The following is a 17107-nucleotide window of genomic DNA, read 5'->3' as shown; positions in this document are numbered from 1 at the left end:
CTAGAACCGCTCGACCGCCAGCCCCGCGCGTCGCCCGACGGCGGTGCCGAGCGCGATGCCCGCGAGGACCCCGAGCGAGATCGCGACCATCGTCGTCCCGGCGGTGACGACCGTGCTGAGCGCCTGCGCGCCGTCGCCGAGGATCGACGTCACACCGACCAGGCCGAGCGCACCCGGCACCAGGAGCCAGAACCCCGGCAGGAACCCGACCAGCGCGGGCGGACCGGTCGGCCGGGTGGCGGCGAACATCGCGACCGGGGTCATGAGCAGCGCCCCGATGAACGCGGAGAACACCCCGCCGAAGAACAGCCCGCCCACCACCTGCCCGGCGTACGCGACGACGAGCACGAGCAGGATCCAGGGCAGCGCGGGACGGCGTGCGCAGTTGTGGAACACGACGCCCGTGCCGTAGACGAGGACGCCGATCCACGGCCCCGCCCAGCCGAGCGGCTGGAACGTCGCGGAGCCGACCTCGGACGCGGGGACCCCCACCAGCGCGGCGGCGCCGACGATGCCGAGCGCCAGCAGGACCAGCTGCATGACACCCGCCGCGAGGCGCGCCGACCCCGCGATCATCTGCCGGGTGGCCAGGTCGATCGCCGCCGTGGTGAGCAGGGCGCCCGGCAGGAACGTGACCAGGGGCGCCACCAGCGAGGCGAGCATCCCGACGTCGATCCCGGTGCGCGACAGCAGGAACACCGCACCGGAGACGACGAACGCGCAGCTCAGCACCACCAGCGCCTGGTACGCGGCCGGCAGCCGCACGGTGGCGACCTGCAGGCACGCGATCGCGGCGCCGAGCACGGCGGCGACCAGCACGTCGACGAGGCCGCCGCCCAGGATCATCGCCAGGCCCGCGGAGACGGCGACGTACCCGAGGACGCGGGTGGGGCCGTCGTAGAGCGGGGGCGCGGCGACGACCGACTCGATCCGCTCGGCACCCTCGGCGGGGCCGACCCGTCCGGACTCGGCGTCGGCGGCCACGTCGAGCACGTCCTGCACCTGGTGCAGGCGGAGCTGTCGCCAGCCGGCCGACGATGCAGCCGTCTGCGTGGTCGTGCGGCCCGGCACCGAGACGAGCAGGGCGGTGGGCAGCGCGATCACCTCGACGTCCGGGGCACCGTTGATCGCCGCGACCCGTTCGAGCGTCCGGGTCACCTGGACCACGGGCGCGCTGGAGTCGATCATCGCCTCGCCGAGCAGCATGAGGAAGCGGACGGTCTCGACCGTGTCGGTGGGAGCCTCCGCCGGGATCGCGACGGCGTGCGCATCGTCCAGGATGCCGATCTCCGACGTGGACGCGGCGGGCTCGAGCGCTGCCGCCGCGATCACCCCCGTCGGCCGCGCTCCGCGGTTCCGCCGGAGCGCCAGGACCAGGGCGGTGCTCGCGACGACCAGGACGAGCAGTGCGGTGATGACGGCGCCGAGCGGGATCGTGGAGGTGGCGGCCGCGGGCTCGTGGGTCCACGGCACCTCCACCACGACCGTCTCCGTCGGGGCAGGCTCGGGCGACGGCGGCTCCTGCGTCACCGTCACGGTCGGCACGGGCTCTGCCGGGGCGGTCTCCGTCGGGGCGACGGACGTGTCGGGGGCCGGCGTGGTCGTGGCGTCCGTCGGCGTCGGTGTCGGGGTAGGGAGCGTCTCGGTGGGGTCGGGCGTCACCTCGACCCCGGTCACCCCGGGGTCGGGCACCGCAGCCTCGGCGATCCCGATCATCGCGGTCAGACCACCGGGTCCTCGTCGCCGTACGCGCCGAGGCGCAGGGTGCGCGCGTCGGCGGCGAGGATCTGCGGCAGGGCCGCCAGCAACGACTCGACGGTGTCGGTCCCTGCGCGCACGAACCGCCCCGAGAGCGCGTCGAGCTCCCCGTCGCCGAACGCCCGGGCCAGCTCGGCGACGGCCTCGACCGGGGTCCACTCGGTCCGGCCGTCGTGCATCGCCATCGAGGTCGTCATCGCCGTCTCGACGTGCCCGGGGGCGAGGTCCAGCACGCGGATCCCCTGGTCGCGGTACTGCGCGTCGAGCTGCGTGGTGAACCGCGCGAGCGCGCCCTTGCTGATGGCGTAGCCGGTGTAGGACGTCATCGCGCGGTGCCCGGCGCCGGAGTTGAGGTTCAGCACCCGGCCGTCGCCGCGCGCGAGCATCCCCGGCAGCACCGCGTGCGTGACCAGCAGGGGCCCGCGCACGTTCGCCTCGATCACCCGCCAGGAGTCCTCGACGTCGTCCTCGACGAACGGCACCTCCGCGCGCTCGATGACCCCCGCATTGTTCACCAGGAGACCGATGCCGCCGAGCTCCTCCTCGACGCGGGCGACGGCGTCGAGCACGGCGGTGGCGTCGGTCAGGTCGGCGGCCGCCACGCACGCGTCGTCCCCGATCTCCTCGGCCACGGCATCGAGATGCGCGCGCGTCCGTCCGACCAGGCCGACGGCGTATCCCGCCTCCGCCAGGCCGAGGGCGATCCCCCGGCCGATCCCCCGCCCGGCTCCGGTGACCAGCGCGGTCCTCACGCGATCGCCCCCACAGCCTCGCGCAGCCGCTCCAGGGTGGGCTTCCCGTGGAACCTCGTCCCGTCCACGAAGATCGTGGGTGTCCCGCGCACGCCCGCCTCGATGCCCGCCGTGTAGTCGGCCGAGACCGCGGCCGCGTGGACCTGCGCGTCGTCGCCCGCGACCGTCGACGGGTCGAGCCCGAGCCTCTCGGCGGCCGCGCGCAGGTCGGGCTCGGCCAGACGGTCCTGGTGGCTCATCAGCTCGTCGTGCATCTCCCAGAACCTGCCCGCGACGCCGGCTGCCTCCGCGGCGAGCGCCGCGGACAGCGCGTACGGGTGCACCTCGAAGAGCGGGAAGTGCCGCCACACGAGCCGGACCCGCCCACCGGACGTGTCGACCAGCTCGCGCAGGGCAGGCGCCGCCGCGCGGCAGTACGGGCACTCGAGGTCACCGAACTCGAGCACGGTGATCGGGGCGTCGGCGCGGCCGTAGACATGCCGCTCGGCGAGGTCGTCGGTCATGCGTCGAGGATGCCAGGCTCAGCGGCGGCGTGGCCGCAGCGGCGGGCTCGCCGTCCCGGCGCCGGACGCGATCCCGGCGACGAGCTCCCGCACGGTGTCGATGCCGGACCGCGTGGGCCGCCAGTTCAGCTCCCGCTGGGCGTGCGACGTGTCGAGCAGCGGCGCCGCCAGGGCCATGTCCAGCCAGCCCGGTCCGACGGGCACCGCGCGCGCGTGCCACCCCACCCGCACGACCGCGCGGGCCTGCGCCACCGGCACCTCGACCAGCCGCCCGCGGGACACGACGTCGGCCAGGTCCTGGCCGCGCAGCACGTCGGGGGCAGCGACGTTGAACGGACCCCGCACGCGACGCACGACTGCCTCCCGGAACGCCGACGCGACGTCATCGGCATGCACCACCTGCAGCCGCAGACCGTCGGGCCACGGCAGTGCCGAGAGGTACCCGTTGATCGCCCGCTTCGGCACCCACGGCCCCAGGAAGTAGCGCGAGATCTCGTGCCCCGCAGCGCGCTGGAACACGAGCGCTGGCCGCAGCCGGGCGATCGCGAGGTCCGGGGAGGCGGCCTCTGCCTCGTCGAGCATCCGCTCGACGGAGGCCTTGTCGACGCTGTACGACGACGAGCGCACGCCGTCGGTCGCCCAGCCCTCGCCCCGCGGGACGTCGTCGGGCGCCGGCGAGTACGCGCCGACGCTGGAGGCGACGACCACGTGCGGCACACCGGCGCGACGGGCAGCGTCGAGGACCCGGCGGGTCCCGGCGACGTTCACGTCGTGCAGCCGGCGGCGGTCGTGGCTCGGCTGGATCGCCCACGCGAGCTGGACCACCGCATCGGCCCCGGCGAACGCTGCCGTCAGGGTGTCGACCGCATCCGGGTCCGTGACGTCGCACCCGACCCAGGACGCCACACCGTAGGGCGCCGGTGGGGTGCCACGGGGCGCACGCCGTGCGACCCCCACGACGGAGGTCACCGTGCCGTCGTCGACGAACCGCCGCAGCAGTGCCGTGCCGACGTTGCCGCTGGCACCCACCACGACGACCCTCATGGGCCCACGCTCGCACCAGTTGCGGGCGCCCGCATCCCTGTTTCGGCGCGCGCAGGGGCGGGCGGCGAGCCACGATGCGTCCATGCAGGTCGTCCGCGTGCTCCTCGGGCTCGCCGCGCTCGCGGTCGTGGCCGGCTGCGCCGTGGGCTCGCCCGCGACGACCGTCGACGAGGCGCGGGCGCTCACGGCCCCGCTGGAGCAGGCGTCGTCGGCGGTCGGGACCGCGACTCTGGCGACCGAGCTCCTGGGCGACGACCGCAGCACTGCCGCCGTCACGGACACCGCGCTGCTCGACCAGGTGCACGTCCTCGAGGAGGCCGCCGACGCCGTCGCGACCTTCGTCCCGGCCGATCCCACCGGTGCCGGGTGGCAGGCCGCCGCGCTGACCGCCGTCCGGGACGCGCAGCTGGCGGTCGCGGACGCGCGCGGGTGGGCCAACGGCGCGGGCTCTGACGAGGCGTCCGTGGTCGCGGCGCTGGACGCGAGCGCGACCGCGCTGGAGGACCTCACCGCCACGCTCGACGAGGTGACCGGCGAGTGAAGAAGCTCCTCGGTGTCGCGCTCGGCATCCTCACCGCGATCGGCGGCTTCCTCGACATCGGGGACCTGGTCACCAACGCGGTGGTCGGCAGCCGGTTCGGGCTCTCGCTCGCGTGGGTGGTCGTCGTCGGCGTGATCGGCATCTGCCTGTTCGCCAGCATGTCCGGGCGGGTCGCGGCAGTGAGCGGCCGGGCGACGTTCGAGATCATCCGCGAGCGCCTCGGGCCCCGTGCGGCGGGTGCCAACCTCACGGCCTCGTTCCTCATCAACCTGCTGACCCTCACCGCCGAGGTCGGGGGCATCGCGCTCGCGCTGCAGCTGGCCAGCAGCGTGGAGCCCCGGCTGTGGATCCCCGTCGCGGCGTTCGCGCTGTGGCTGGTGGTGTGGCGGACGAAGTTCTCGACCATGGAGAACGTCACCGGCCTGGTCGGGCTCACGCTCGTCGTGTTCGCGGTCGCGGTGTTCCTCCTGGGACCCGACTGGTCCGAGCTCGCCGACCAGGCGTTCTCCCCCACGGTGCCCGCCGGCGAGGGCCACGCCGTCTACTGGTACTACGCGATCGCGCTGTTCGGAGCGGCCATGACGCCGTACGAGGTGTTCTTCTTCTCCTCCGGCGCGGTCGAGGAGAAGTGGACCGTCAAGGACCTGGCACAGTCGCGGCTCAACGTCCTGGTCGGCTTCCCGTTCGGGGGCGTGCTGTCCGTCGCCATCGCCGCGTGCGCCGCGATCGTGTTCCTGCCCGCGGGCATCGAGGTGTCGTCGCTCTCCCAGATCGTGCTGCCCGTCGCTCTCGCCGGCGGCAAGCTGGCCCTGGCGGTCGTCATCGTCGGGATCGTCGCCGCGACCTTCGGTGCCGCGCTGGAGACGTCCCTGTCCAGCGGCTACACGCTCGCGCAGTTCATGGGCTGGTCGTGGGGCAAGTTCCGCCGCCCGGCGCAGGCGGCCCGCTTCCACCTCACGATGATCGTCTGCATCCTGGTGGCCGTCGGGGTGCTCATGACGAGCGTCGACCCCATCAAGATCACGGAGTTCTCGGTGGTGTTCTCCGCGATCGCGCTCCCCCTCACGTACCTGCCCATCCTGATCGTGGCCAACGACCCCGAGTACATGGGCAAGCACGTCAACGGCCGGGTCACCAACGCCCTCGCGCTGGTGTACCTGGTCATCATCGTGACGGCATCCGTCGCCGCGATCCCCCTGATGATCGCGACGGGAGCGGGCTCATGAGCCTTCCGCCCGACGAGCACCCGCCCGGGCTCGTGCTCGACGCCCGGCTGCACCTGCTCGACCGGCAGGTCCTCGACGTCGACGGCGTGCCGGTGTGCACCGTCGACGACCTCGAGGTGCACGGCGTCGACGGCAGCGACCTGCCGGACGGGTCCCAGACCGCCGTCGTCACCTCGCTGCTCAGCGGCGCGGTGCTGGCCACGCGGGTCTTCGGCGGCCGGCCGCCGTCGTCGCGCTTGCACCGCATCCGCTGGACCCACGTCGCCGACGTCGGCACCACCGTCGCGCTCGGCGTGCACGGTGACAGCCTCGACGTGACGTGGACCGAGCGCTGGATCCGCGACCGGGTGATCGGACGCCTGCCGGGAGGTCGCCATGATCCTGGGTGACGTGCTCGACGCCCCCGTGCGCGGGCCCGCCGACGAGCCGCTGGGCTACGTGGTGGACGTGCGGCTCGTGCTCGACGGCCCGCTGGACGGGACGCTCGCCGCGCCGCGCCTGCACGGGCTCCTGGTCAGCCCGCGGACGGGCACGTCGTTCCTCGGCTACGAGCGGACCGGTGTGCGGTCCCCCGCTCTCCTGGCGCGCTGGTTGCGGTGGCGCCATCGCGGGACGTTCCTCGTGAACTGGTCGGACGTCGAGGCCGTCGCGCCCGGCGCGGTCCGGCTGCGCGAGGGCTACCGACGGTACTCCCCGGACCTGCCGGGGAGACCGTCGCAGCGCCCGGACCTGCACCGGGCCACCTGACGACTACGCGCAGAGGACCGCGTCGACCGCCTCGTTGATCCGCTCCCACGCCGCCTCGGGGTCGGCCGTGGCCGCCGGCAGCGCGGTCACCGCGACGGTCACCGACCGGCCGTCGGGGCCCACGCCGCCGCCGGTCTCGTACCCGGGGATGCTGCCGCCGTGTCCCCAGGCGACACCGCCGCAGCTCAGCGGGGTGCTGAAGAGCGCCAGCCCGTACCGCATGCCGTGCAGCTCCGGCGCCGTCTCGACGGTCGTCTGCATCTCGGCGAGGAGCTCGGGCGGGAGCAGCTCGCCGCCGAGCAGGGCGACGAAGAACGCGTCCAGGTCGCTCGGGGTCGAGACGATGTCGCCGGCCGCCCAGGCCCACGACGGGTCGAGCACGGTGATGTCCCGCAGGTCGCCGCCCGGCTCCGACGCGTGGTACCCGAGCGGGTGGCGCTCGCGGAGCTCCTCCTCGCCGCGGTCGGGCACGTAGGTGTCCCGCAGGTGCAGGGGCTCGATCACCCGGTCGGTGACGACCTCGGCGAGCGGCCGGCCGGTGACCTTCTGCACGATCAGCCCGGCGATGACGTAGTTGGTGTTGCTGTACGACCACGCCGACCCCGGCGGCGTGCCCGGCTGCGTCAGTGCCAGGTCCAGCAGCTCGCGCGGCTCGACGTAGTGGTGCCGCGTCGCGAAGAAGTCCAGGTTCATCACCGCGGTGTAGTTGGGCACCCCGCTGGTGTGCTGGAGGACCTCCCGGACGGTGATGAGCGAGCCGTCCACGCCATCGCCGTGGACGAGCCCGGGCAGGTAGCTCTCGACGGGTGCGTCGAGGTCGACCTCTCCCTCGTCGACCAGCTGCAGCAGCGCGACCGCGACGAACGTCTTGCTGTTGCTGCCGATCCGGACCTGGCCGTCGAGCGGCACCCGGGCGCCCGTCTCGAGGTCGCCGACCCCGGCGGTGTAGTCGCGGCTGCGTCCCCGGGCGTCCCGGGACGTGGCCAGCGCACCGGGGAAGCCTGCGTCCCGGACCAGGGCGTCGAGCTCGTGCTGCACGACGTCCCGGTGTGCACGGTCCTGCGAGTACGCGGGGATCCCGGTGATCACGGCGCTGATCGCGACGCTGCAGGCGGCGGCGATGGTGACTGCCAGGCGGGCGTTGCTCTGTGGTCTCGTCATGAGACCAGCGTGCTGTCGTGCGGCGTCCGCCCACCATCGAGCACTCCCCCGGACGACCGTGGGGTTGCCCCCCGTACCCGTCAGAACAGCAGGTGCTCGCGCGGGCGGCCCTTGGCCTCGTGCCCGAGCAGGAACCGCTTGCGGTCGAGCCCGGCGGCGAAGCCGGTCAGCGACCCGTCCGCGCCGATCACGCGGTGGCACGGCACGACGATCGCGATCCGGTTGCGCCCGTTGGCAGCTCCGACGGCCCGCGACGACGTGCGCGGGTCGAGGCCGATCTCCGCGGCGAGGTCGCCGTAGGACCGGGTCTGCCCGTACGGGATGCGCAGGAGCCCCTCCCACACGCGGCACTGGAACGTGGTCCCGACGAAGTGCAGCGGCAGGTCGAACTCGGTGCGCGTCCCGGCGAAGTACCCGTCGAGCTGCGTCTGCACCTCGTCGAACTCGCCGTCCGCCCGCTCACCGAAGGGGCCCTGCACGGCCTCGTACTTCGAGCTCTGCAGCAGGAGCGCGGACAGCCCGCCGTCGTGGGCGACGAGCGTGATGGGTCCGAGCGGTGACGGCACGACCGTGTGCACCACGCGGACATCCTCGAGGACCTCGAGCTCCTGGACCGTCATGGTCGCCATCATTCCCCCACCCACTGACATCGCCCGCCGGTCGCGCGCCCTCGAGAGGAAGACGCGCGACGGACGGGCGATGTGAGGTGCTCAGTCAGTGCTGCGCAGCAGGGTCCGCACCCCGACCGCCAACCCGACGACCGCCGTGAGGACCGCCGCGAGCCACCCCGCGGCCACGGCGCTGCTGGTCAGGTCGCCGGCGAACAGCGCCCGCTCGGCCTCGACCACCCACCGCAGCGGGTCGAACGCGGACGCGACCTTCATCCACTGCGGCCCGGTCTCCAGCGGCAGGAGCATCCCGGACAGGATGAGCAGCGGGAACAGCACGGTCTGCTGCACGGCCCAGAACATCCACTCCTGCTTGCGCACCGCGATCGCCAGCGCGTGGCTGAGCGAACCCAGCCCGACGCCCAGCACCGCGAGCATCGCCAGACCGATCGGGGCCCCGACGGGGTCGGCGCGGAAGCCGAACGGCAGCATCACCAGGATGAGGATGACCGCCTGCGCGACCAGCGGCACCATCTCCTTGAGCGACCTGCCGACCAGTTGCGACGACCGCGACAACGGGGTGACCAGCAACCGCTCGTGGGCGCCCGTCTGCATCTCGAACTGCAGGTTGGAGCCGGTGGTGGACGTGCCGAACAGCGTGGTCATCACGAGGATCGACGGCACGAACCACTGCCACACGTCCGTCGAGCTCAGGCCCCCGGTCTCCCCCACCGATCCGACGAGCAGCGGACCGAACAGGCCGAGGAACACCAGCGGCTGGATGAGGCCGAACACGACGGAGAACGGCTCGCGGGCCACCGGGCGCAGCTCGCGCGTCATGACGAGCCACACGTCCGAGAACCAGGACCGGCGGACGGGGGTGAGCGTGCTGGTCGGGGCGTCGACGGTGATGGTGCTCATGCTGCGGCCTCCTCGGCGGTGGACTCGGTGGTGTCGGTCTCGCGCGCACCCTCGTCGCGCAGGCTGCGGCCGGTGAGGGCCAGGAAGACGTCGTCGAGCGTGGGCCGCACGGCGAGCGCCTCGAGCAGGGGCGCCCCGGCAGCGGACGCCGCGAGGACCAGCTCGGGCACCGCCGCGCCGGCGTCGGCCACCCGCGCCTCCACCCGGTCGCCGGCGACGACCACGTCCCGGGCGCCGGGCAGGTTCTCGACGATCGACGCCACGCGCGACGCCGTCCCGCCGACCGCGACCGTGAGCACCACGCGGTCACCGGCGAGCGTGCGCTTGAGCCCGTCCGCGGTGTCGTCGGCGATGATCTGCCCGTGGTCGACCACCACGACACGCTCGGCCATCGTGTCGGCCTCGTCGAGGTAGTGCGTGGTGAGCACGATGGTCATGTCGTGCTCGGCGCGCAGCCGGGAGATGTGCTCCCAGAGGTTGGCGCGGTTGTGCGGGTCGAGGCCCGTGGTCGGTTCGTCCAGGAACAGCAGGCGCGGCGCGTGCACCAGGCCCAGCGCGACGTCGAGCCGCCGCCGTTGTCCGCCAGACAGGTCCGACACCTTGCGCCTCGCCAGCGCGGTGAGGTCGAGCGCGTCCAGCAGCTCCGCCGTGCGCCGTCGCGCCGCCGCACGGTCGAGCCCGTAGACCTGGCCCTGCATGGTCAGCTCGTCGGCGGCACGCTGCTGGTGGCCCGCCCCGTTGCCCTGCCCGACGTAGCCGATGTGCCGCCGGACGGTCGCCGGGTCCGCGACGACGTCGACGCCTGCGACTGTCGCGGTACCGGACGTCGGCCGGATCAGCGTGGTGAGCATGCGCATCGTGGTCGACTTGCCGGCGCCGTTCGGGCCGAGCACCGCGACGAGCTCGCCGGGGGCGATGTCGAGGTCGATGCCGCGCACGGCGTGCACCGTCTCGGTGCTGCTCACCACGAAGTCCTTGGTGAGTCCTCGGGTCTGGATCATGGGTTCTCCCTCGTCGAGTGGGTACTGCACCAGCCTGTCGGGCATAGCGGTCAGGTCCTGTCCGCTACTGCGTGGCATCCTGAGTGCATGTCCACGCCGTCCTCCCGACTCCTCGCTCTCCTGTCGCTGCTGCAGGCCCGCCGCGACTGGCCGGGCGAGGCGCTCGCCGACCGGCTCGGCGTCAGCCCGCGGACCGTGCGCCGCGACGTCGACCGCCTCCGCGAGCTGGGCTACCCCGTGCACGCGAGCAAGGGACCCGACGGTGGGTACCGGCTCGACGCCGGGACCCAGATGCCACCGCTCCTGCTCGACGACGAGCAGGCGGTCGCCCTCGTCGTCGCCCTGCAGACCGCCTCCACGGGCGTCGCGGGGGTCGACGAGGCCGCCGTGCGCGCGCTCGCGACGCTCCGCCAGGTCATGCCGGCCCGGCTGCGCGCCGCCGCCGACGCGCTCCAGGTCACCGCCGTCACGCGCGGCGGCAACCGCCCGCAGGTCGACCAGCAGGTGCTGCTGGCGGTCGGCGCGGCCGTGCGCGCACACGAGGTGCTCCGGTTCGACTACGAGGGCGGCAGCGACACGCGGCTCCCCCGCCGCACCGAGGCCCACCACCTGGTCACCTGGGGCGGGCGCTGGTACCTGGTCGGCTACGACCTCGACCGCGCCGACTGGCGCACGTACCGCGTGGACCGCATGACCCCGAAGACCGGCTCAGGACCCCGCTTCGCGCCCCGTCCGCTGCCCGCGACCGACGTCGCCGCGTTCGTCGCCGAGCAGTTCAGCAGCGTCAACCCGTGGCCCTGCCGCGGCGAGGCCGAGGTGGACATGGCCGCGTCCGAGGTCGCCCAGTGGGCCGGCCGGGACGCCCTCGTCGAGCCCCTGGGCGACGACCGCTGCCGGGCCGTGCTGAGCGCCTGGTCCTGGGACGGGGTCGCCGCACGGTTCGCGATGTTCGGTGTGCCCCTGCGCGTGGTCGGTCCCCCGGAGCTGGCCGACGCGATGCACCGCCTCGCGGCCCGCCTGACGGCAGCCGTCCCGGCGTGAGCCTCATCACCCATCGACCTCGAGGGCAGGGTGGCGCGGGTCGTCGACGTGGACCACGACGTCCGCCACCTGCGTCGGCAGCGTCTCCTCGTCGTAGCGGGCGAAGGCGGGGAGCGTCCAGTGGTCCTCCGCCGGCGTCCGGCGGGCGAGGGTCGACGGCCGGACGGTCAGGTGCACGGTGAGCTCGGCGTCGAGCCACCGACCCAGCAGCAGGCTCCCGTCGAGCACCAGGACGGCTCGCCCGGGCGCGTCCACGAAGGCCGCCCGGGTCGCCCGGTCGGCGACGGCGTCCCACAACGTCGGCAGGAAGCGGCCCCGGGCGACGAACGGGTCGAGGACCTCCCGGCCGAGCGCACCCGCGTCGAGCCGGTCCTCCAGGTAGGCGTCCGGATCCCGCCGCCCGTGCTCGAACCGCACGGACGCGGGCCGCAGGAAGTCGTCGGCGTGCACCCGGAACACGGGCCGGCCGAGCGCCTGCAGCGGGTCGACGAGCGCGTCGGCGAGGTCGTCGGGCCGCGTCGGCGGTGCGCCGTCGACCATGACGCGGACCCTGCCGTCGCGCGGGGCGACGAGCTGCACCAGGCGGTCGACCAGCAGCTCCGGCGTGACGGGCTGGATCAGGGCTGCCGCCCCTCCCCGTGGTCCTCGGCGGACTGCTCGCGCTCGTCGATGACGTCCTGCCCGGGGCCGGAGAAGTGCCGCGACCGCTCCAGCGCGTCGATGCTGCCCGTGAACAGCCGGGCGTCCTGCCCGCCGGTGGTGATGGTCTGCGTGTCGTCCGGGGACCACGCGCCCGGCACCGGGAGGACGGGCGTCGGCGCGGAGTCCGGACGGGCGGCGGCGCGGCGTCCCGTCGACGGCGCGGGCGGCGTGCCCTCCCACCGGGTCTTCGGCAGGCTCTGCGGCGCCTCGCGCTGCAGCCAGCCGACGAGGCCCTCACGGACGTAGCACCGCAGGTCGAACAGCGTGGGGGCGTCCACCGCGCTGGCCAGCGCGCGGACGCGGACCATGCCCCCGACGGCGTCCGTGACCTGCAGGATGCCGACGCGGCGGTCCCACAGGTCGGTGTCCTGGAGCAGCCGCGTCAGCTCGGCGCGCATCGCCTCCACCGGGACCTCCCAGTCGACGTCGAGCTCGACGGTGCCCAGCAGGTCGGCCGCGCGACGGGTCCAGTTCTCGAACGGTGTCGTCGTGAAGTACGTGGACGGCAGGATCAGGCGGCGGTCGTCCCAGACGTGCACGACCACGTAGGTGAGCGTGATCTCCTCGATGCGGCCCCACTCGTCGGCGACGACGACCACGTCGTCCACCCGGATGGCGTCGGTGAACGCGAGCTGCAGCCCGGCGAACACGTTGGCCAGGGAGCTCTGCGCCGCGAGGCCTGCGACGATCGAGATGAGCCCCGCGGACGCCAGGAGGCTCGCGCCGAGCGCCCGGGCCGACGGGAACGTGAGCAGGATCGCCGCGATCGCGCAGAGCACGAGGATCGCGACCGTGATGCGGCGCAGCACCTGGACCTGCGTGCGGACGCGGCGGGCGTGCCGGTTGTCGGCGACGTCGATCCGGTACCGCTGCAGCGCGGCGTCCTCGAGCACGAACGCGAGACTGCCGATGAGCCACGCCACGGTGATGATGAGCGCGATCAGCAGGACGTGCTCGGCCGTCCGCGTCCAGTCGGCGGGGTCGGTGCTCAGGCGCAGCGCGATCCAGACCGCGACCACGAGCAGGACCGCGCGCATGGGTTTGCGCGAGCGACGGGTGAGGTCGGCGGCGACGGCGGAGCGGCGCGCGAGGCGCCGCACCACCACGGCAAGAGCGGTCGCTGCCAGGAAGGCGACGACGACGGCAGCGAGGAGCGACAGCGTCGGGACGACGAAACCCTCGACACCGTCGGCCACGGACGGGTCGACAGCGCCGGGCAGGAGGTGGGGGCGCACGTCCCTCAGCGTAGGCAGTGCCGGACGTAGGTGCGCCCCGTCCCCTGTTCTCGGGGACGGGGCGCCACGGAGAGGCGTCTCGCCGGCACGAGGCTTGGCGCACTCCCTGAACCCTCACGGGCGGTCCGGCTCTCGCCGTGACCCTCGGCAACGCGGCCGAACTTGCGACCGGCTGGTCGCCCCAGGCTCCCGGTGCGATCAGCTAGAACAGTTCTAGCACTGCCACGCGTGGGGCGCATCCTTTCCATGTAAATACATTGACTTGGTAAAGCGTCCAGCGAGCTACCGTCGACCCGTGAGCGCCTCTCTCGTCCTGCAGCGGTCGTTCGACCCGGCCCCGGCACTCGCCTCGCTGGTCGCCCATGCGGTGCCGGGCGTGGAGATGGTCGACGCCGGAGTCGTGCGCCGGGTCGTCCGGCTGGGCGGTGGACCGGCGATCGTCGAGGCCACCCTGGGCGCGGACCGGATCGCGCTGCGCTCCACCGCCGGGTCGGAGGCCGACCTCGCAGCGCTGGCCGCCTCGTGGTTCGGGCTCGCCGACGATCTCGACGCCGTGCTCGACGCCTTCGGGGACGACTCCGTCCTCGGCCCGCTGGTACGGGCGCGACCCCGGCTGCGGATCCTGGGACACCCCGACGGCTTCGAGGCCGCGGTGACGACCGTGCTCGGCCAGCAGGTGTCGCTCGCCGCCGCCCGCACGTTCGGGGGTCGGCTGGCTGCCGCCTACGGCAGCCCCGGACCGGACGGCCTGACCACGTACCCGACACCGGAACGGCTCGCGGAGGTCGACCCCGTGGAGCTGCAGGCCGTCGTCCGGATCACCCACTCCCGCGCCCGCACCCTGCACGCCCTCGCGCGGGCCTGCGCCGACGGGCTCTCGCTCGTGCCGGGAGCAGCGGATGTCCGGGATCGCCTCCTCGCCCTCCCGGGGATCGGTCCGTGGACCGCGGACTACCTCGCCCTGCGCGTGCTCGGCGACCGCGACGCGATGCCCGTGGGCGACCTCGTGCTGCGTCGGGCGCTCGGCGTCGGGTCCGCGGCGGACGTCACCCGCTTGGCCGAACGGTGGCGCCCACTGCGCGCCTACGCGGCCGTGCACCTCTGGACCGCGACGGCCTACGTGCTCTGAGCAGCGCGAACGCGGTCCGGTGTCGGCGCGGTCACGATTCGGTCCCGCCCCCGCCGATGCCGTCACAGTTGAGTCACAGCCAACCCGCAGCCTCGCCGACGGTCCTACGGTCACGGCCATGAAGCCGACGACGAAGCGCCCCGCACCGACAGCCCGCGCCCGCACCACCCGGTGGATGGTCGCCGGCGTCATCGCCCTCGCGGCGACCCTCAGCGCCTGCAGCGGCGCCGACAGCGGCGACAGCACCTCCGAGGCCCAGTACGACAGCGGCACCGACCAGGGTGCGGTCGGTGCCGACGAGGGTGGCGCCGATCCCGGCACGGTGGTCCAGCAGGACACCGACGGCGCCGGGAACGCCGTCGAGCCCGCTGCCAGCACTCCCGACGCGAACCGTCAGGTCATCCAGACCGGGGACGTCGCGATGGCGGCGAAGGACCCGCGCGTCGCCGCCGACGCCATCGTGCGCCTCACCGAGGACGCCGACGGCCGCGTCGACGACCGGGCCGAGAAGGCCGCCACCGAGACGGAGGTCGCCACCGCCACGCTGACCATCCGGCTCCCCGCGGCCGCGGTCACCCCGACGCTCGTCGCCCTGCGCGAGCTCGGTGACGTCGAGGCGGTGGACCTGACCAAGAAGGACGTGACCGGGGCCGCACAGGACCTGGACGCCCGCATCCACGCGATGGAGCTCTCGGTCGCCCGCATGACCAACCTGCTGGCCACCGCGACCACGCACGACGACATCATCGTCGCGGAGAACGCCCTCACCGAGCGCGAGGCCGGCCTGGAGCAGCTGCGGTCGCAGCGGGCCGCGATCGCCGAGCAGGTGTCGCTGTCCACGATCCACGTCGCGATCGTCGGCCCGGACCTGCCCCCGCCCGTCGAGCCGCCGGCGCCCGTCGAGCCGCCGACCGGTCCGCAGTCGTTCGTCGAAGGGCTCGTCACGGGCTGGGACTCGCTGGTCTCCGTGGTCTCGGCGATCGCCATCGTCGTCGGGGTGCTCCTGCCCTGGCTCGCCTTCGGCGGCGCGATCGCGGCGCTCGGCGTCGCAGGGGTGCGCTGGGCGCGGCGCTGGCGGGGGCCGGCGACGCCGGTGCAGCCGCTGGCGGCCGGGCCGGGCAACCCGTTCGACCCGCCGGCGGGCCCGCCGACCGCACCGCCCGTCGACCCCGGGCAGCACCAGCCGCGCTGACCTGGTGTCAGTCGGTCGACGCCGCCCGGCGGACGGCGTCGACCGACCGGGCGACGTCCTCAGCGTCCGTCGACCAGTTGCTCACCGACACCCGCAGCACGTCCCGGCCCTGCCATCGCGACCCCGACATCCAGGTCACGCCGTCGGCCAGCACCCGCGCCGTGACCGCACGGGTCCGCTCGTCGGACCCGAACCCGACGCAGACCTGGGTGAACACGACGTCGTTGAGGATCTCGGCGCCGTCGATCGTCGCGATCCCGTCCGCGATCGCCCGGGCGTTCGCCACCAGCCCGTCCACCAGGTCCTCGACGCCGCTGCGGCCCAACGACCGCAGCACCGCCCACACGGGGACGCCGCGAGCGCGCCGGGACAGCTCGGGCACCTTCTCCAACGGGTCGCCCGACCCGCTGAACGTCGCGAAGTACTCGGCGTGCATGCCGAGCGCCCGGCGCAGCGGCTCGGGGTGCGCGACGATCGCCAGGCCGCAGTCGTACGGCACATTCAGGGTCTTGTGCGCGTCGGTGGCCCACGAGTCGGCGCGCTCGTACCCGGCGACGAGGCGCCGCAGCCGAGGTGACGCCGCGGCCCAGAGCCCGAAGGCGCCGTCGACGTGGACCCAGGCGCCGTGCCGGTGGGCGACCTCGATCGCCTCGGCCATCGGGTCGAACGCGCCCGAGTGCAGGTTGCCCGCCTGCAGGCAGACGATCGTCGGCCCGCTCCCCTCCGCCAGAGCGCGCTCGAGGTCGGCGACGACGAGCCGGCCCTGGTCGTCGGCGGCGACGGCGGTCGGCGTCCCGAGCCCGAGGTAGCGCAGCGCGAGGTCGAGGGTCTCGTGCCGCTCCGCCCCGACGAGGACCCGGACCCGCGGACCGCCCGCGAGGCCGTCGCGGCCCACGTCCCAGCCCGCGTCGGCGAGCACCTGCTGCCGCGCCGCCGCCAGCCCGGTGAAGTTGGCCATGGTGGCGCCGGTGACGAACCCGACGTCGGCACCGGCCGGGAGGCCGAGCAGGTCGAGCGCCCACGCGGCGGCCGCGTCCTCCACCGCCACGACGCCCGGTGTCGAGTGACGCATCGCCGTGTTCTGGTCCCACGCGCTCGTGAGCCAGTCCGCTGCGAGCGCGGCCGGGTGCGTGCCTCCGATGACCCAGCCGAAGAAGCGCCCGGACGGCATCCCCATCAGCCCGGGCTCGATCCCGGCGGCGAGCTCGTCGACGACCGTCTCCGGTGGGGTCGGCCCGTCCGGGAGGGGTCCGCCGAGGACCGCCGCGAGCGCGTCGGGCTGCGCCCTCGGGTGCACCGGGCGCTCGGCCAGGGACATCAGCCACTCGCGCGCATGGTGCGCCGCGCGGTCGAGCGCCGGCGCGAATGCCGGCCACCGTGCCGTCATGGCGTCCACCCTGCCACCGGCGCGCCGGTCGCCGATCGCGAGATCTCGGAGTTTCACCCGGTCGATTCGTCCGGCGTGTCGTGCGGACCGGCGGTTTGCGTCAGGGGGGTCACCCAGACGGTCGACTCCGGGCACGCGCGCGGTCCATAGCGTCAAGGC

General features: G+C 74.1%; 18 protein-coding genes. 7 read left to right on the top strand and 11 right to left on the bottom strand.

Annotated elements, in window-relative coordinates; all coding sequences use genetic code 11:
* From J2X26_RS07350 to J2X26_RS07335, 4 genes are read right to left on the bottom strand one after another with little or no spacing between them, the layout of a single operon-like run.
* On the bottom strand, positions 1–1716 hold the full coding sequence (locus J2X26_RS07350) for a threonine/serine ThrE exporter family protein (protein WP_307491074.1): 1716 nt from the start codon (positions 1714–1716) through the stop codon (positions 1–3).
* Positions 1717–1721: 5 nt separating this feature from the next.
* Positions 1722–2510, bottom strand: coding sequence for an SDR family NAD(P)-dependent oxidoreductase (locus tag J2X26_RS07345; RefSeq protein ID WP_307491073.1), 789 nt, complete (start codon positions 2508–2510; stop codon positions 1722–1724).
* Complete coding sequence (locus J2X26_RS07340) at positions 2507–3013, bottom strand: DsbA family protein (protein WP_307491072.1); 507 nt, start codon at positions 3011–3013, stop codon at positions 2507–2509. The genes J2X26_RS07345 and J2X26_RS07340 overlap by 4 nt, the downstream gene beginning before the upstream one ends.
* 18 nt (positions 3014–3031) lie before the next feature.
* On the bottom strand, positions 3032–4057 hold the full coding sequence (locus J2X26_RS07335) for an NAD-dependent epimerase/dehydratase family protein (protein WP_307491070.1): 1026 nt from the start codon (positions 4055–4057) through the stop codon (positions 3032–3034).
* 82 nt (positions 4058–4139) lie between these two features.
* Between J2X26_RS07335 and J2X26_RS07330 the strand changes: the two genes are divergently transcribed.
* From J2X26_RS07330 to J2X26_RS07315, 4 genes are read left to right on the top strand one after another with little or no spacing between them, the layout of a single operon-like run.
* Complete coding sequence (locus tag J2X26_RS07330) at positions 4140–4598, top strand: hypothetical protein (protein ID WP_307491069.1); 459 nt, start codon at positions 4140–4142, stop codon at positions 4596–4598.
* A complete protein-coding gene (locus J2X26_RS07325) occupies positions 4595–5824 on the top strand; it encodes an Nramp family divalent metal transporter (protein ID WP_307491068.1) in 1230 nt (409 codons plus the stop codon). The genes J2X26_RS07330 and J2X26_RS07325 overlap by 4 nt, the downstream gene beginning before the upstream one ends.
* Positions 5821–6213, top strand: coding sequence for a hypothetical protein (locus tag J2X26_RS07320; RefSeq protein WP_307491067.1), 393 nt, complete (start codon positions 5821–5823; stop codon positions 6211–6213). Before J2X26_RS07325 ends, J2X26_RS07320 begins: the two co-directional genes overlap by 4 nt.
* A complete protein-coding gene (locus tag J2X26_RS07315; RefSeq protein ID WP_307491066.1) occupies positions 6200–6571 on the top strand; it encodes a PRC-barrel domain containing protein in 372 nt (123 codons plus the stop codon). The genes J2X26_RS07320 and J2X26_RS07315 overlap by 14 nt, the downstream gene beginning before the upstream one ends.
* A gap of 3 nt (positions 6572–6574) precedes the next feature.
* On the opposite strand, the gene J2X26_RS07310 is transcribed toward J2X26_RS07315, so the two are convergent.
* The 4 genes from J2X26_RS07310 to J2X26_RS07295 form a co-directional block, all read right to left on the bottom strand.
* Entirely contained in the window at positions 6575–7732 is a 1158-nt protein-coding gene (locus tag J2X26_RS07310) for a serine hydrolase domain-containing protein (RefSeq protein WP_307491065.1), read from the bottom strand.
* Positions 7733–7812: 80 nt separating this feature from the next.
* Positions 7813–8352: a methylated-DNA--[protein]-cysteine S-methyltransferase gene (locus J2X26_RS07305; RefSeq protein WP_307491064.1), complete on the bottom strand. Its 540-nt coding sequence runs from the start codon at positions 8350–8352 to the stop codon at positions 7813–7815.
* A 90-nt stretch (positions 8353–8442) separates the two neighbouring features.
* A complete protein-coding gene (locus tag J2X26_RS07300) occupies positions 8443–9261 on the bottom strand; it encodes an ABC transporter permease (RefSeq protein WP_307491062.1) in 819 nt (272 codons plus the stop codon).
* A complete protein-coding gene (locus tag J2X26_RS07295; protein WP_307491061.1) occupies positions 9258–10262 on the bottom strand; it encodes an ATP-binding cassette domain-containing protein in 1005 nt (334 codons plus the stop codon). Before J2X26_RS07295 ends, J2X26_RS07300 begins: the two co-directional genes overlap by 4 nt.
* 87 nt (positions 10263–10349) lie before the next feature.
* On the opposite strand from J2X26_RS07295, the gene J2X26_RS07290 reads away from it, so the two are divergent.
* The gene (locus tag J2X26_RS07290) at positions 10350–11303 is read left to right on the top strand and encodes a helix-turn-helix transcriptional regulator (RefSeq protein WP_307491059.1); all 954 of its coding nucleotides are present in this window, start codon (positions 10350–10352) and stop codon (positions 11301–11303) included.
* A 6-nt stretch (positions 11304–11309) separates the two neighbouring features.
* Here J2X26_RS07290 and J2X26_RS07285 read toward each other — a convergent pair whose 3' ends face one another.
* Both J2X26_RS07285 and J2X26_RS07280 read right to left on the bottom strand, forming a co-directional pair.
* Positions 11310–11882, bottom strand: a complete 573-nt coding sequence (locus J2X26_RS07285) for a uridine kinase (RefSeq protein WP_307491057.1) — start codon at positions 11880–11882, stop codon at positions 11310–11312.
* A 38-nt stretch (positions 11883–11920) separates the two neighbouring features.
* Positions 11921–13201 carry a mechanosensitive ion channel family protein gene (locus tag J2X26_RS07280; protein ID WP_439897837.1) on the bottom strand — a complete coding sequence of 427 codons (1281 nt, stop codon included), beginning with the start codon at positions 13199–13201 and terminating at the stop codon, positions 11921–11923.
* 334 nt (positions 13202–13535) lie between these two features.
* Here J2X26_RS07280 and J2X26_RS07275 point away from each other — a divergent pair, with 334 nt between their 5' ends.
* The gene (locus J2X26_RS07275) at positions 13536–14369 is read left to right on the top strand and encodes a DNA-3-methyladenine glycosylase family protein (protein ID WP_307491053.1); all 834 of its coding nucleotides are present in this window, start codon (positions 13536–13538) and stop codon (positions 14367–14369) included.
* A gap of 118 nt (positions 14370–14487) precedes the next feature.
* Positions 14488–15561, top strand: coding sequence for a DUF4349 domain-containing protein (locus tag J2X26_RS07270; protein WP_307491051.1), 1074 nt, complete (start codon positions 14488–14490; stop codon positions 15559–15561).
* Between the two features lie 7 nt (positions 15562–15568).
* Here the strand turns inward: J2X26_RS07270 and J2X26_RS07265 are convergent, their stop codons facing one another.
* The gene (locus tag J2X26_RS07265) at positions 15569–16948 is read right to left on the bottom strand and encodes a pyridoxal phosphate-dependent decarboxylase family protein (RefSeq protein ID WP_307491049.1); all 1380 of its coding nucleotides are present in this window, start codon (positions 16946–16948) and stop codon (positions 15569–15571) included.
* Positions 16949–17107: the final 159 nt, after the last annotated feature.

The organism is Cellulomonas humilata (genome assembly GCF_030814415.1).
In the GTDB taxonomy this organism is placed as follows: domain Bacteria; phylum Actinomycetota; class Actinomycetes; order Actinomycetales; family Cellulomonadaceae; genus Cellulomonas; species Cellulomonas humilata_A.
Note: the sequence above shows the minus strand (reverse complement) of the source record. Positions and strands in the feature narration are given on the sequence as shown.

What these genes read in the sequence shown, in the direction of transcription:
- J2X26_RS07350 (WP_307491074.1), bottom strand. Translation starts at nt 1,716, where the DNA reads ATGATCGGGATCGCCGAGGCTGCGGTGCCCGACCCCGGGGTGACCGGG.
- J2X26_RS07340 (WP_307491072.1), bottom strand. Translation starts at nt 3,013, where the DNA reads ATGACCGACGACCTCGCCGAGCGGCATGTCTACGGCCGCGCCGACGCC.
- J2X26_RS07335 (WP_307491070.1), bottom strand. Translation starts at nt 4,057, where the DNA reads ATGAGGGTCGTCGTGGTGGGTGCCAGCGGCAACGTCGGCACGGCACTG.
- J2X26_RS07330 (WP_307491069.1), top strand. Translation starts at nt 4,140, where the DNA reads ATGCAGGTCGTCCGCGTGCTCCTCGGGCTCGCCGCGCTCGCGGTCGTG.
- J2X26_RS07320 (WP_307491067.1), top strand. Translation starts at nt 5,821, where the DNA reads ATGAGCCTTCCGCCCGACGAGCACCCGCCCGGGCTCGTGCTCGACGCC.
- J2X26_RS07315 (WP_307491066.1), top strand. Translation starts at nt 6,200, where the DNA reads ATGATCCTGGGTGACGTGCTCGACGCCCCCGTGCGCGGGCCCGCCGAC.
- J2X26_RS07310 (WP_307491065.1), bottom strand. Translation starts at nt 7,732, where the DNA reads ATGACGAGACCACAGAGCAACGCCCGCCTGGCAGTCACCATCGCCGCC.
- J2X26_RS07305 (WP_307491064.1), bottom strand. Translation starts at nt 8,352, where the DNA reads ATGACGGTCCAGGAGCTCGAGGTCCTCGAGGATGTCCGCGTGGTGCAC.
- J2X26_RS07300 (WP_307491062.1), bottom strand. Translation starts at nt 9,261, where the DNA reads ATGAGCACCATCACCGTCGACGCCCCGACCAGCACGCTCACCCCCGTC.
- J2X26_RS07295 (WP_307491061.1), bottom strand. Translation starts at nt 10,262, where the DNA reads ATGATCCAGACCCGAGGACTCACCAAGGACTTCGTGGTGAGCAGCACC.
- J2X26_RS07290 (WP_307491059.1), top strand. Translation starts at nt 10,350, where the DNA reads ATGTCCACGCCGTCCTCCCGACTCCTCGCTCTCCTGTCGCTGCTGCAG.
- J2X26_RS07270 (WP_307491051.1), top strand. Translation starts at nt 14,488, where the DNA reads ATGAAGCCGACGACGAAGCGCCCCGCACCGACAGCCCGCGCCCGCACC.
- J2X26_RS07265 (WP_307491049.1), bottom strand. Translation starts at nt 16,948, where the DNA reads ATGACGGCACGGTGGCCGGCATTCGCGCCGGCGCTCGACCGCGCGGCG.